This is a genomic window from Eubacteriales bacterium mix99 (assembly GCA_038396605.1).
Classification (GTDB): Bacteria; Bacillota; Clostridia; order Caldicoprobacterales; family DTU083; genus UBA4874.
Genome location: CP121690.1, coordinates 1,917,586 through 1,931,715 on the forward strand (window position 1 = coordinate 1,917,586; position 14,130 = coordinate 1,931,715).

Genomic DNA, 14,130 nt, shown 5'->3' on the forward strand with positions numbered 1-14,130 from the left:
GTTGATTATGGAATATATGCAACTTTTCAAGTCCATCCGCAGCGGAAAGCCGGGAAAACTGTATCTGTTCCACGGCCCGGAGGAGTTTACCAAGGAGCAGGCTTTGTCCCAGCTTACGGACCGGCTTATTCCCCCGAAGCTTCGGGATCTGAATTATCAGATGATCGACGGGACCGAGACTTCGGCGGATGCCATTATTGCTGCCTGTGAGACGCTTCCCTTTCTGTCGGATCGGAGACTGATCGTGGTGAAGGATTATGTTGGCCTGGGCGGGCAGAAGAGCGGGGATGAGGAAACCCTGAAAAAGTATCTGGATCGGATTGCGGATGATACCTGCCTGGTCTTTTATCACCGGGGTGCAGCGGATAAGACCCGTAAAATCTACAAGGCAATCAAAAAGAACGGAGAAACAGTTGAATTTGTGAGATTGAAAAATCCTGAGCTGTCCAGATGGACAGCGAAAACTTTTCGAAAATATGGCAAGGAGATTTCCGGGAGAGAATTAAACTATTTTCTGACCCAGGTTGGCAATAATCTGGAGGATATCAGCAATGAGATCCGGAAGCTGGCTTCCTATACCGGCAGTTCGGATTGTATCACAATGGAGGAGATTGACAAACTTGTCACGCCATCGCCGGAGTATACGGTTTTTCAGCTGGTGGATGCGATTTCTTCCCGGCAAAGGGCAAAGGCCCTGAAGCTGCTGGAAGTCCTGCTGGACAGCGGACAATCCGTCTTTGGCCTGATCTCCCTGATCGCCAGACAAATAAAAATCATGCTGCTGTGTAAGGATTATACGGAAAAGGGATATTCCCTGCGTGCGGTTCAGAAGGAACTTCGGGCCAATCCTTTCAAACTGCACCCGTATTCCGTGAAAAAAGGCATGGATCAGTCACAAAATTTTACCATGGTTCAGCTCCGCAGGGATCTGGATATCTGCCTGGAAGCGGACTACGGGATCAAGAATGGCAGAGTAAAGGAACGGCTGGGTGTGGAAATGCTGGTTATCAAAATGTGCGTATCAGAATAGGGTGTATAACAAGATAGAGTGTATAATAAGAGTCCTTCCGGGGCAGAAACAAAAAAGCTTCCTGATATTGGAAGCTTTTTTCCTGACCGTTCTATTCTGCAAATGTTCTTTTTGCTTTTTCTCTTTTGTAATTTTTGTTGCCGCTCTTTGGCTGTCGTCATTTCTGGGCAGCAGCAGTGGCTGTATTCAATCGAAGAGCCAGTTTTGCCTTTTTGCGATTGGCTGCATTCTTATGAATGACACCCTTTGCGGCAGCCATATCAATTGTCTTAACAACATTGGGACAGAGAGCCTGTGCATCCTCGAAGCCCTTGTCCTGCAAAGTCGTATTGAACTTCCGGATCGTTGTCTTTAACTCCGACTTGACCATCTGATTCTTCAAGGTCCTGGCCTGGGATGTTTTTGCCCGCTTCTTGGCGGACTTGATATTTGGCAAATTCTTCACCTCCCCGATAAAAAATCAACAAAACATATTGTACCATGTAAAGAATTGTTACGCAAGGGAAAAATCCTGCGTTTCCCCATTCCAGGCACTAACTTCCCTGCGCAGCCAGTCCGCCCATTTGTCGAAGCCTTCGCCTGTTTTTGCCGAGATTTCAAATATGGCAGCGTTCGGGTTTAATTTGCGGACTCTTTCCTTTACCGCTTCCACGTCGAAATCAAAATAGTCCATGCAGTCAATTTTATTGATAAGCAACGCATCCACTTCCGAAAACATCAAAGGATATTTCAGTGGCTTGTCGTCTCCTTCCGGCACACTGAGAATCATGGCATTTTTCGATGCGCCTGTGTCAAACTCAGCAGGGCAGACGAGATTGCCCACGTTTTCCAGGATCAGAAAATCAAGATTTCCGGAATTAATTGCGAGGAGACCCTGTCCCGTCATTTCTGCATCCAGATGACAGGCTCCGCCGGTATGGATCTGGATGGTACGGACTCCCGTTTCCGATACTTTCTCGGCATCTACGGCAGAATCAATATCTGCTTCCATGACTCCAATAGTCATTTCATTCTTTAGCTTTTCAATGGTGCGCAGGACCGTGCAGGTCTTTCCGGAACCCGGAGAAGACATCAGATTGAGCAGAAAGGTTTTTTCGCCTTTCAGCTGCTTTCTCAGCTTCTCCGCCTGCATATCGTTGTTTTTCAGTACACTTTCCTTTACTTCAATGACTTTCAGCTTTTTATTTTCCATCTGAATCCTCCTCTGGTTTATGCTTCATATACTCCGATTTCCTTGATCAGCAGCTCCCTGCCGGAAATGCATTCCCATATGCGGCTTCCGCAGCGGGGACATTTTGCGTTGCTTTTCACAATGTTGTATACCTTGCCGCAGTCCTGACAAACTCCGTTGCCGGGAATGATTTCGATGATCAGCTCCGCATCCTCCAGAATCGTCTGCTCCTTTGCCATATCAAAACATTCCTTCATATAGACCGGAATGGCAGTGGACAGCTCCCCGATCTGCAGGACCAGGCTTCCGATTTTTTCCGCATGGTTTTCCGCTGCGATTTGCTCCACAGTTTCGATCATATTCAGTACGATGCCCATTTCATGCACCGGTGTTCCCTCTAAATGTATCCTTCCTGTTTGCTGTCATAGGGCGGCTTTCCCGTTTCGGATCCCTTCTTATTACATTCTTTGCACTTTTGACGGCAATTCTGGCACCGCGTTTTACCATGCCCGAGGCAAGGGTCGGCAGAAGCTTCTCAAAAGGCTGTCCGGCAGCATCGTATCGTTTCACCAGGGAAACGGCGTCAAATTTGCATTTCGTTGTGCAGATTCCGCATCCCACGCACATATATTCGTCAACGACCGTGGCGCCGCATCCAAGGCAGCGTTCCGTTTCCCTTTTGACCTGTTCCTCTGTAAACGCACCACGCAGATCCCGGAAAGTTGTTCTGGATTTGCTGTGGTCGACGGATGCAGGTCTTTGCCGGCGGGTGGAGTCATAATCCCCCAGCTCGATATTATCCTTGTCCAGCGCATGATACCTTTTCCGGTCGCGGCCGATGGTCAGGCTCTGCCCGGGCTGGACAAAGCGGTGGATGGAAATGGCGCCTTCCTTGCCTGCAGCTATGGCATCTATGGCAAATTTCGGCCCGGTCACCACATCTCCGCCAGCAAACACATCGGGCTCCTCGGTCTGCCAGGTAAACGGGTCTGCCTGGACGGTGCCATTCCGGTTGATGACCAGCCGGCTGTTTTTTGCGAGGTCTCCCCAGTCCATGGACTGTCCGATGGAAAGCAATACGTTGTCCGCATCTGCCAGAACCGTATTGTTCTCATCGTATTTCGGGCGGAAACGATGGGCTTCATCAAATACGGAAACGCATTTCATAAATTCCACTGCGGTTACCCGTCCGTTTTCCGTGATCATGCGTTTCGGTCCCCAGGAATTATGGATGGTGATGCCTTCTGCCGCGGCTTCTTCGGTTTCTTCTTCCAGGGCAGGCATTTCCTCCTGGCTTTCCAGGCAGAACATGTCAACCGTATCGGCTCCGGCGCGAACGGCAGTCCTTGCAACGTCGACGGCTACATTTCCGCCGCCGATGACCAGGGTCCTGCCCTTCAGCCCGGAGGGCCTGCCCAGATTGACATTGCGCAGGAATGCGATGCCGGAAACGATCCCTTGCGCCTCTTCTCCTTCGACTCCCAGGCTTCGTCCCGTCTGTGCGCCGATGGCCAGATAAAATGCTTCATAGCCCTGGCTGCGAAGTTCCTCCAGGCTGATATCCTTTCCCACTTCCGTTTCCATCCGGAAGGTAACCCCCAGTTCCTCTAGAATATCAATCTCTGAATGAACCACATCCTTTTCCAGCCGGAAGGAGGGGATCCCCAGTGTCAGCATCCCGCCGGGTACCGGCTGCTTTTCAAATACGGTCACACGATAACCGTCGATTGCCAGAAAGTAGGCACAGGACAGGCCTGCCGGACCGGCACCGATCACGGCAATCTTTTTCCCATAGTGGTGTCGTAATTCCGGTACAAAGCGATGCTCTTGCTTCATATCCTGTTCCGCGATGAATTTCTTGATTTCATCAATGGCCACCGGATCATCCACATCTCCCCTGGTACAGGCCGATTCGCATTTTCTCGGACAGATGCGTCCGCATACCGCCGGGAAGGGGTTTTCCCTTTTGATCAGTTCCAGTGCGTCCCGGTATTTGCCCTGGGCTGCCAGCTTGATATACCCCTGAATGCCGATATGGGCAGGGCATTCTGTCTTGCAGGGACTGGTACCGCTTTCGGCAACGTCTTCCCTGTCGTTGCGATAGTCCGGATCCCACTTGTCTTCTCCCCATACCGAATCATACGGCAGATCCCGTTTCTTTTCCGGAAGCGGTGTTTTCGCACAGAGCTTTTGCCCCAGCTTCAAAGCATTCATCTGACAGTTTTCAACACATTGCCCGCATGCCACACACTTCTCCGGATCCACATGGGATACGTAATTGGAACGTACCATATCCGGTGTATTGTACAGTTTGGCAATGCGCAGGGAAAAGCAGGAACAGGAACAGCAATTGCATATGGCGTGCGCATTCCCGTCGCCGTCCACATTGGTGATCTCATGAACCAGGCCGTTTTCCTCTGCTCGTCTGAGAATGTCGAAGGCTTCTTCTTTTGTGATTCTCCGGGCTTTCCCCGTTCGGACATAGATTTCGGCTCCCTGCCCCAGCTGGATGCACATATCCTTTTCCAGATGGCCGCATCCTTCTCCCATGAGCCTTCTGGATCTGCGGCAGGAGCAATCCGTTACTGAGATCATATCGTTTTCATTGATCAGGCGGGAGACTTCTTCATAGGACGCCGCTCTGGATTCGCTCATTATGGCCTGTTCCACGGGAATGACACGCATGACGCCTTTGCCGGTGGGAAGGTTCGGCGCCATAATTGCCGTTCTCTGTCGGGTATATTCCTCAAAACATTCTGCGATAACCGGATATTTCTCTACGTTTTTCTTATTGCCCACCATCATTTCCATGATTCCCGGAACCCAGATCGGCAGCCAGTAGCCATCGGTTCCGTCGACTGTTTTGATCATGACAACGCCGGCGTCTGCCAGATCCCACAGGAGCTGGCTGGTCCGTTCCGGGGATTTGCCGCATCTCCCGGCGACTTCTTCCAGAGGCAGACTTTTACGGACCTTCAGGGCAAGGCCCACTTCCGCCATTTCTTCTGTCACCACAGGTTCCAGAATCCGATATTCCGGATCCGTCGGCTTGATTCGCAAACCGGTTTTTGATTCCACGGTGATTTTGTTGGCAAGCCGAAGCACTTTCTTTTTTACCATGGTACCATCCTCCAAGTTATTCCACCCCTTTTTCTTATTTCTGAACTTCTGAAATCACTTTTTGTTTCTTTGCCTCTTATTCCTGTTGCGTTTCTCAGTCCTTCTCATCTGTCAGCAATCCGTCCAGTATGATGTTGATGCCCTGGACATAGCAGTCCCGGAGCCCCAGATCCAGTTCGTTGATACGCACTTTTTCCGCCAGCATCAGGATGCCGTCAAACATCGCCCAAAGCGTTACCACGGTCTGGAATATGTTGCCGGCAGGGACGATCCCCTGCTGAATTCCTTTCGCTATGGGCTGCTCCAGCTGATGCAGGATGCAGATGCCTTTTTCTTTCAGCCGGCGATCCCCGGCAATGACAGTATTATTGCCCCGTAGCCCTTCGGACAGGATCAGATAGTTCGGGTGCTGATGCCGGTAAAAGTTGATGTAGCTGTAAAGGAGAATACAGATACGCCCCCGGAAATCCGTTGCGGGGATATGGAGTGCTTCATCAAAGCTGTCCGCCAGAAGGTCCAGGCTTTCTTCGTACAGTGTTTTGAAAAGCTCCTGTTTCCCGTGGGGAAAGGTAAGATAAACGGTGCCTACACTGAAGTTTGCGGCTTTGGCTATGGCATGAATGGTTGTGCTGCGATAGCCATGAGCTGCAAAAATCGGGCGGGCGGTTTTTAGCAGGGTGCGGCGGCGATCCTCTTTTTCCTGTTGGGTTGTCTGTTTCCGTGGCATGAAGAGCTCCTTTGTCCTTGTATTATCATCTCATTATCATCATCTTATCCTATCATCACCTTACCGCACCATGATACTCATGATCTTCACAGAATGGGTATTTTGATGGTCAGATCGCTGACCGGGTATGAAGCGCAGGGATGAAACCATCCCCGCTCCCGGTCCATTTTTCGTCTTCCGTCTCCGTCCGGGCATACAAACAGGTTTCCTGAAATAATCTGACTTCTGCAAAATCCGCATTCCCCGCTTCGGCAGTGCGTTCCGATGGGGATTCCTGCACGTTCCAGGGAAATTGCCACCGGCTCTTCGGCTTTTGCAGGGAGTGTATCCTCGTGAATTCCCCGCCGGACGGTCAGTTGAAATGTTTTGCCGATGGCAGCATCCGGAAATCCGGGATATTTTGCAATTTCCTTCGGGGTTCCGAACACTTCACGGCGGATCCGCCTGCGTGGGATTTGCAGCGTTTTCAGTTCCTTTTCAACAAATTGATACATTGCCTGTGGCCCGCAGATCAAATAGGTGGTGTCCCCTTCTGCGTATTTTCTGATGAGTTCTGCAGTGAGAAAGCCCTTGTTCCCTTTCCAGGCAGGGTCCTCACTGAGGACATGCACTGTATGGATTTTCGGACCCTCCAGGGCATTCAGCTCATTTCTGAAAATAATGTCATCTGCTTTGGCGCTGCCATAAAGTATGGTAAGGTGGAAATCCAGCTTGCCGTAAGCAATTTCCCGTGCCATTGAGTAAAAAGGCGTAATGCCGCTGCCGCCTGCCAGAGCCACGACGTTTTCAGCGTCCCGCAGGGGCTCGTAATAAAACTGGCCATGGGGCATGGAACCGGTCAGGACATCCCCGGCTTCTACATGACCGAACAGATAATCCGGCACAAAAGTGCTTCCCTTTTTCCGGACCGTGATCTCCACAAAAGGATTCGGGCCTCGCGCTTCAAACGGAGCGGAAGAAATTGAATAAGGCCTTGTTGTGATGGTCTTTCCGATCTGAAAATCCATGCTCAGATACTGCCCTGCCTGGAATACCGGCAGCGGTGTGTCTTGCGGCACGAAGCGGAAGGCCCGGGCGGTGGGGGATATCTGGCGGATTCTGGTGACCCGGAGTGCAATGGTCCGGGGATGCAGCTTCGCTGCGGTCTCATTGATCGGATCCCGCGTCATCATCTGACTGCCGGCATGCTGAATAATGGTGCGCCTGCGCCGGGTCACCCGTCCGGCGCCTCCAATATCTTTCAGAAATCCATGTACCTTCATTTGCCCGCCTCCCCTGCTGCCACGTCATCCAGAATATTTTTTGCCGCCTTTCTTCCGTTGGTAATGGAAGGAGACATGCCGTTGCCGGAAATGGCATGGGCACCGGCAAACTCAAGGCCGGAAATGAATCTGTCTTCCTCCTGCATGGCGAGCCGGGCGACAATATTGTCATCCTGGTTGTGTGCAAAACCGTAAATCCCGCCGTTCCATGCTCCGGTATAGCGGGCAACCGTCATCGGCGTTTCTGTCTCGATCTCCACGATATGATCCAACAGATTCACTCCAAGGATCTTGCTGTATTCTTCAATCATCTGCTTTGCCACTTTCCGCTTTACGTCATAATAGTCTTCGGCTTTTACCTCAAACCATGGCTCTGCCCTGGGCAGGGAAGTGATGGAGAGCTGGGTATAGCCCTCCGGCACCGCTTTGGGGTTCGCCATGTTCAGGCATATGACTGCCAGATATTCATAAGGACCGAGGGTCTGAAGCTGCTTCCAGATCTTTTCGGTATCCATTGTCGGGCCGGTAAACACACTGTAGGAATGAATGTTGAAATTTTCCGGCGTATCATCCAGGATCATGGCAACCGAAAAGCAGGTCAGGGACATTTTTCTGCCATTCAGCATCCTGGCAGCGCCCTCCGGCACTTCACTGCGTGGCTCGATCATGGAGGAATAGACCGTGTGGGGATAAGCGCCGCTGATTACGTAATCCGCATGGATTTCATCCCCGCGCCGAGTACGGACGCCGTATACCCTGTTGTCCTTTACCAGTATCTTTTCCACCCGCTGGCGGTATTCGATCTGGACTCCCAGCTCCTCTGCACGTTCCGCCATTGCAAGTGACATTTCATGGGAAAAGCCTCTGCAAATATAGCTGCCGCCGCCGAAATAATCCGCCAGAAGGACGGCAAACACGGTGAAGGGGAGGGTGGACAGCGGATTTCCCACATAGATCCAATACGGGGACAGGATTTCAATGGCTTCCCTGGAAAAGCCGAAGGTATCGAGAACCTCCATGGCGGAGTACCCGGCTGTCCGGACCAGATCCGGATGTTTCAGCAGCATCATGGGCTTGCTCATCGGCGTTACCGATACGATATTTACGCTGTCCGTCACGGATTGGCAGAGACGCAGCAGTTTCATCACTTTCTCCCCCTGTCCGGGGCAGCGTGCTTCCACGGCCCGGGCCACCTTCTCAAATCCCGCCGGGACCGTAACGTCTATCCCGCTGTTTGGGAGTATAACGCGATACGCCTCCGGCACCCGGAGCCAGGTGATGTCCACGCCCATTTCATCAAGGAACTTCCGTATTTTAAAGGGATGCTCCTTTGGCCCGATGCTCATCATTTCGTGCAGGGTCGCTTCTATCTCGAATCCGTTTCGGACATAGCTGGTGGCCAGCCCGCCCGGAAGGTTATGCTGCTCCAGCACAAGCACATCCATGCCCTTTCCGGAGAGGGTCAGGGCACTGGCCAGGCCTGCCAGTGCGCCGCCGATAATTATCACATCGTATTGATCCTTAAAAAACTTCAAGGCTTTTGTCTCCTTTTAAGATATTAAAAAAACCGTTCCACAATTCCTTTGGAGTACTCTGCAGTTTCATCCATATCGCCGAAGCTCATGACTTCCCCTGCATAATAGGTATTTCGCCTGCCCTGCATGTTTTCCACATTTTCGTACCAGCCTGCCGCGTAATCAGAGGGGCTTACATGCGGGAAGTAATACCAGCTTTTTTCATTGACGATTTCCTTGATTTCCACTCCGAATCCCTTCATATCCTCCTGAACGAGCCTGCGGCCATGCCCGAAAGTCTGGTGTTCCCTTCTGTGTTTCCGGAGACGGCCGAACGGACGGTTCAGTACAGCGAAACCGATCTCAACGGGCATATGAACAACAGCTGTTATCTAGACTGGATGGATGATTTGCTGGATGTTGCGTTTCATCGCTGCCATATCATCCGCAGTCTGCAGATCAATTTTGTCTCGGAGGTGCAAACCGGTCAGACGGTGACGATCCATTGGCTTTTAGAGGATCGCCTGCTTTTTGTAAAAGGCTGTTTTGACGGCAGGCAAATCTTTGCTGTCCGCGCCATTTTTCAATAGGAAGTTTTCCGGCAGAAACATTTCATAGGGAACCTTGCCCATATGCATTTGCATTTATTTGGCTTTTTCATTCTTTCTTTCATTCCGACTCCATGAAATTCAGGAATAAAACCCACTGCAGGGGTGAAAATAAAGATAATACAGATTCATGGATAAAAGCGATATCTAACGATATCCATGGAGAGCAGAAAGGATGAAGGCTAATGAAGAGAACCATTCGGACCGACCTGGCGGTGGAAGCCAGGGAAATGGCCCAGGAAGATAACCAATATGAAATTCCGGGTGTGCGGGTGGAAAATGCCGGGCAAAAAGATATCAACGTAACAAGGGTGGAGGTGGTTTCCAAACTGGGGGAAGAAAGTATCGGCAAACCCATGGGAAACTATATTACCCTGGATGTTCCCGGGATCCGGGACGGGGATCCACAATACGGGGAAAGGGTCAAAGGGCAGCTGGCTGCCGAAATACGCAGGTTGGTGCATTTAAACGATAACAGTGTCATACTGGTGGCAGGGCTTGGAAACTGGAATGTCACACCCGATGCGGTGGGCCCGAAGGTGGTGAACCGCATTCTGGTCACCCGGCATATTTTTGAGTACGTTCCCGACGAAGTGGATGACCGCATGCGCTCTATCTGTGCCGTAGCTCCCGGGGTTCTTGGAATTACAGGAATCGAGACCGGCGAGATTCTAAAGGGAATTGTGGATAAAGTTCATCCGGACCTAGTGATCGCCATCGATGCCCTGGCATCCCGCAAGACAGATCGGATTGCCACCACGATTCAGGTGGCGGATACCGGCATCAATCCCGGATCGGGGATCGGAAATAAAAGAATGGGACTCACGCAGCAGACCCTGGGGGTACCGACCCTTGCCATCGGCATCCCGACCGTGGTGTATGCACATACCATCGGGCGGGACGCGCTGGGAATGCTGATTCAGGAGCTGTCTGACAACACATCACCGGAGAGTGGATTTTCCAGAATGCTGAAGTCCATGGACGAACAGCATCTGGACAGTCTGGTCAGCGAAGTGGTGACCCAGGGTATGGGGGATCTGGTGGTAACGCCCAAGGAAGTGGACGTTCTGATTGACGATGTGGCGGACATTATTGCAGACGGGATCAATCTGGCGGTCAACAAGGGCATGACACTGGAAGATGTGAACCGCTATCTGCATTGACAGTCATAATCCCTCCTTCCGTGAATAAAATAGAGAAACGGGGAAGATTGTTTTTTGTTTTGAAAAACGGGAAGATGAGGTGGAAGCATGGTTCGGATCAAGGTCATGCGAATATCCGGTTTAATTTACTTTGTGGTTATCACGGTTCTTGTGGTGGCGGTCTGTTTCCTGTCCTGGAGGCTGCTTTCCGGAAATCCGGTCCGATTTCATTCTGCAGCGGAGGAAGAGGAGGAGAGCCCCCCGGCCGAAAGCGGGGAGAACAAAGGAGATTCCATTTACAAAGCCATGCTGAACGGAGGGTTTTCCGCACTGGCTGCGGAGAATCGGGGTTCCGATAATTTCTTTTCCGCTCTTTGGCACCGGATCAGCAGGGGGGGCATCCGGGATCCGAGGACGATTCTCAATTATTCCATGCCCTATCTCGGGAACGAGTCGAATCTTCCCGACAACACCTCCTATACGCCGGATACTCCGGATAATGCAGTGGAAGTTTCTTCGGCTTTGCCCGATGGGAATGCGGACAAAAGCACAAAGACGGGCGACGCAGATTCGGAGGAAGGCGGCAGTTCCGATGTATCCGAAGGAGCCAGGATCAAGATTGATCAGATCAAGGTGGATCAGCAGCCGCTTGTGTTATCCGGACAGGGACCCAAAATTATGATCTATCATTCCCATACCAGGGAATCCTATCAGCAGGATCCCAGGGATCCATACAGGGAAGCGTCTTCTGAGGCGTTCCGGACGGATGATCTCAACCATTCAGTGGTGAAGGTCGGGGAGGCGTTGGCACGACGACTGACAGAAAGGGGAATCGCGGTTCTGCACGATACGACCAACCATGAAGCAGCCGGGTACAACTCTTCCTATGCCCAGTCCCTGAAAACCCTGAAGAGTCAGAAGGCAGCGCATGATTCCCTGCAGATGTTCATTGATCTTCACCGCAACGGCTACGATACCAAAAGCAAGGCAAAAGCGGATCAGGAAGTCGCCATGATCAACGGAGAACGTGTGGCAAAGGTGATGGTTGTCATCGGAACCGGGGAAGGGATTGTGGGAGGCTTCAGCGAAAAGCCGAAGTGGGAGGAAAATGCCAAGCTGGGGATCAAGCTAACCAACAAGATCAATGAGCTGCATCCGGGGCTCGCCAAGGAAGTCCTTTATAAGAGGGGCCGGTACAATCAGCATATTTCCACCAACAGCATTCTGATTGAAGTGGGGAGCAACCTTACGACATTGGCGGAAGCGGACCGGTCCAGCAAATATCTGGCGGAGGCCATCAGCCAAATTATAGAATGAGGTGGAATATTTTGACCCGTATGGAAAGGAGCCGGCTCAGGCGCAGGAGAAAAAGAAGGATGGGTTTGTCCCTTCTGGGCTGCATGATCCTCTTTCTGACAGGAATCGGGATTACATATGATACCATGCGGAAGATCCTGGGGTTGCCGAATGCAGGCAGCCTGTTTTCTTTCCGGAGCATGGGACAGGCTCTGCAGGATGTTGTAAAAGATATGCCGGCTCCGTCGCCTGCCGGAATCGTGGACCCCGTTTGTATGTTTGCGGAAAAGGTTTTGGGAAAGATTCTGGATGTTCTCCGGACAATCGTAAAAAACTGAAAAGCAGAAGGATTCGAGTATTGCATTTTTCTTCACAATTCTTTATGATATAGTATGATGCAGAAGAGAAAATGAAGTTAAGAGGGGGAGGCATTTCCATATATGCCCGGGAACAGGCAGAACAGGATTCGTAATTTTTGTATTATCGCACATATTGACCATGGGAAGTCCACCCTTGCTGACCGACTGATGGAGGAGACCGGTGTACTGACAGAGAGGGAAATGGATGAACAGGTGCTGGACACCATGGATCTGGAGAAGGAACGGGGCATTACCATCAAGGCCCAGGCGGTACGTCTGGTTTACAGGGACCCGATCGGGGAGGAGTATATTCTGAACCTGATTGATACCCCCGGGCATGTGGACTTTTCCTATGAGGTTTCCAGAAGCCTTGCTGCCTGTGAGGGAGCCATTCTGGTGGTGGATGCCACACAGGGGATCCAGGCGCAGACCCTGGCCAATGTTTATCTGGCCATGGAGCATGATCTGGACATCGTCCCTGTCATAAACAAGATTGATTTGCCCAGTGCCCGGCCGGAGCTGGTTCGAAAGGAAATTGAGGATGTTCTGGGCCTGGATGCCGGGCATGCTCCCCTGATATCGGCCAAAAACGGGACAGGAATTACAGATGTGCTGAACAGCATTGTCCGGCAGATTTCTCCTCCTGAAGGAGACCAGGACGCTCCTTTGCGGGCTTTGATCTTTGATTCCTTTTATGACAGTTACCGCGGCGTGATTGCCCATGTACGGGTCATGGAGGGAGCGGTCCGCACCGGGGACCGGATTCGCATGATGGCAACGGGCAGGGAATTCAACGTGACGGATGTCGGCATTTTCCGTCCCAATCCGGCATCGGCGGAGGTTTTGCAGGCAGGGGATGTGGGATATATCACGGCTGCCATGAAGGATGTGCGGGATACCAGAGTCGGGGATACGGTGACGCTTGCAGACCGGCCGGCAAAGGCGCCGCTTCCCGGTTATCAGAAGATCACTCCCATGGTATACAGCGGTATTTATCCGGCAGACGGTGCAAAGTACAACGATCTGAAGGAAGCGCTGGAAAAGCTGCAGCTCAATGACAGTTCCTTGCTGTTTGAGCCGGAAACCTCGGCGGCACTGGGTTTTGGATTCCGCTGCGGATTTCTCGGCCTGCTGCATATGGAGATTGTCCAGGAGCGTCTGGAAAGGGAATATGATCTGGATTTGATTGCAACGGCTCCCAGTGTCATTTACAAGGTACAGAAAGCCAATGGAAACAGGCTGGAAATTTCCAACCCCACCAATCTTCCGCCGGCAGACCAGATCGAATCCATAGAGGAACCGGTGGTTGAGGCGCAGATTATGTCCCCTTCGGAATATGTGGGTACCATCATGGAGCTCTGTCAGGAACGCCGCGGTATGTACAAGCGCATGGAATATATCGAGAAAACCAGAGTGATTCTGACCTATGACCTTCCTCTCAATGAAATCATCTATGATTTCTTTGACACCCTGAAATCCAGGACCCGCGGATACGCTTCCCTGGATTATGAACTGACCGGCTATCAGGCGTCGGATCTGATCCGGCTGGATATTCTCCTGAACGGGGAAATGGTGGATGCCTTTTCCATTATCGTTCACAGGGAAAAGGCCTACCAAAGAGGCCGATCCATTGCGGAAAAGCTGAAGGAAGTCATTCCGAGACAGATGTTTGAAATCCCGATTCAGGCGACCATAGGCAATAAGATCATTGCAAGGGAAACCGTCAAGGCCCTCCGCAAGGACGTATTGGCCAAGTGCTATGGCGGGGATATCAGCAGAAAGAAAAAGCTGTTGGAAAAGCAAAAGGAAGGCAAGAAGCGAATGCGGCAGATTGGTTCTGTGGAAGTACCCAGGGAAGCGTTTATGGCTGTCCTGAAGCTGGATTGACGAAACGTTATGAT

Annotated in this window: 14 protein-coding genes; 6 read left to right on the forward strand and 8 right to left on the reverse strand. The window is 51.5% G+C overall.

Annotation, left to right across the window (positions count from 1 at the left end; all coding sequences use genetic code 11):
• Nucleotides 1-7: 7 nt before the first annotated feature.
• Nucleotides 8-1,030, forward strand: a complete 1,023-nt coding sequence (gene holA / locus QBE55_08430) for a DNA polymerase III subunit delta (protein WZL77594.1) — start codon at nt 8-10, stop codon at nt 1,028-1,030.
• Between the two features lie 157 nt (nt 1,031-1,187).
• Here the strand turns inward: holA and rpsT are convergent, their stop codons facing one another.
• The 8 genes from rpsT to QBE55_08470 all read right to left on the reverse strand — a co-directional run bounded on the left by rpsT (nt 1,188) and on the right by QBE55_08470 (nt 9,087).
• Nucleotides 1,188-1,466, reverse strand: a complete 279-nt coding sequence (gene rpsT / locus QBE55_08435; protein WZL77595.1) for a 30S ribosomal protein S20 — start codon at nt 1,464-1,466, stop codon at nt 1,188-1,190.
• A gap of 57 nt (nt 1,467-1,523) precedes the next feature.
• Nucleotides 1,524-2,222, reverse strand: coding sequence for a hydrogenase nickel incorporation protein HypB (hypB, locus tag QBE55_08440; protein WZL77596.1), 699 nt, complete (start codon nt 2,220-2,222; stop codon nt 1,524-1,526).
• Nucleotides 2,223-2,239: 17 nt separating this feature from the next.
• A complete protein-coding gene (locus QBE55_08445; protein ID WZL77597.1) occupies nt 2,240-2,587 on the reverse strand; it encodes a hydrogenase maturation nickel metallochaperone HypA in 348 nt (115 codons plus the stop codon).
• Nucleotides 2,580-5,321, reverse strand: a complete 2,742-nt coding sequence (locus tag QBE55_08450) for an FAD-dependent oxidoreductase (GenBank protein ID WZL77598.1) — start codon at nt 5,319-5,321, stop codon at nt 2,580-2,582. The genes QBE55_08445 and QBE55_08450 overlap by 8 nt, the downstream gene beginning before the upstream one ends.
• 94 nt (nt 5,322-5,415) lie before the next feature.
• Nucleotides 5,416-6,048 carry a TetR/AcrR family transcriptional regulator gene (locus tag QBE55_08455; protein WZL77599.1) on the reverse strand — a complete coding sequence of 211 codons (633 nt, stop codon included), beginning with the start codon at nt 6,046-6,048 and terminating at the stop codon, nt 5,416-5,418.
• An 86-nt stretch (nt 6,049-6,134) separates the two neighbouring features.
• On the reverse strand, nt 6,135-7,310 hold the full coding sequence (locus QBE55_08460; protein ID WZL77600.1) for an iron-sulfur cluster-binding domain-containing protein: 1,176 nt from the start codon (nt 7,308-7,310) through the stop codon (nt 6,135-6,137).
• Entirely contained in the window at nt 7,307-8,845 is a 1,539-nt protein-coding gene (locus tag QBE55_08465; protein ID WZL77601.1) for an NAD(P)/FAD-dependent oxidoreductase, read from the reverse strand. Before QBE55_08465 ends, QBE55_08460 begins: the two co-directional genes overlap by 4 nt.
• Before the next feature lie 23 nt (nt 8,846-8,868).
• Nucleotides 8,869-9,087, reverse strand: a complete 219-nt coding sequence (locus tag QBE55_08470; protein WZL77602.1) for a hypothetical protein — start codon at nt 9,085-9,087, stop codon at nt 8,869-8,871.
• A 24-nt stretch (nt 9,088-9,111) separates the two neighbouring features.
• On the opposite strand from QBE55_08470, the gene QBE55_08475 reads away from it, so the two are divergent.
• The 5 genes from QBE55_08475 (at nt 9,112) to lepA (ending at nt 14,116) form a co-directional block, all read left to right on the forward strand.
• A complete protein-coding gene (locus QBE55_08475) occupies nt 9,112-9,414 on the forward strand; it encodes a thioesterase (GenBank protein ID WZL77603.1) in 303 nt (100 codons plus the stop codon).
• A gap of 203 nt (nt 9,415-9,617) precedes the next feature.
• A complete protein-coding gene (gpr, locus tag QBE55_08480) occupies nt 9,618-10,595 on the forward strand; it encodes a GPR endopeptidase (protein ID WZL77604.1) in 978 nt (325 codons plus the stop codon).
• 87 nt (nt 10,596-10,682) lie between these two features.
• Nucleotides 10,683-11,891 carry a stage II sporulation protein P gene (locus tag QBE55_08485; protein WZL77605.1) on the forward strand — a complete coding sequence of 403 codons (1,209 nt, stop codon included), beginning with the start codon at nt 10,683-10,685 and terminating at the stop codon, nt 11,889-11,891.
• An 11-nt stretch (nt 11,892-11,902) separates the two neighbouring features.
• On the forward strand, nt 11,903-12,208 hold the full coding sequence (locus QBE55_08490; protein ID WZL77606.1) for a hypothetical protein: 306 nt from the start codon (nt 11,903-11,905) through the stop codon (nt 12,206-12,208).
• A 102-nt stretch (nt 12,209-12,310) separates the two neighbouring features.
• Complete coding sequence (gene lepA / locus QBE55_08495) at nt 12,311-14,116, forward strand: translation elongation factor 4 (GenBank protein WZL77607.1); 1,806 nt, start codon at nt 12,311-12,313, stop codon at nt 14,114-14,116.
• Nucleotides 14,117-14,130 lie beyond the last annotated feature (14 nt).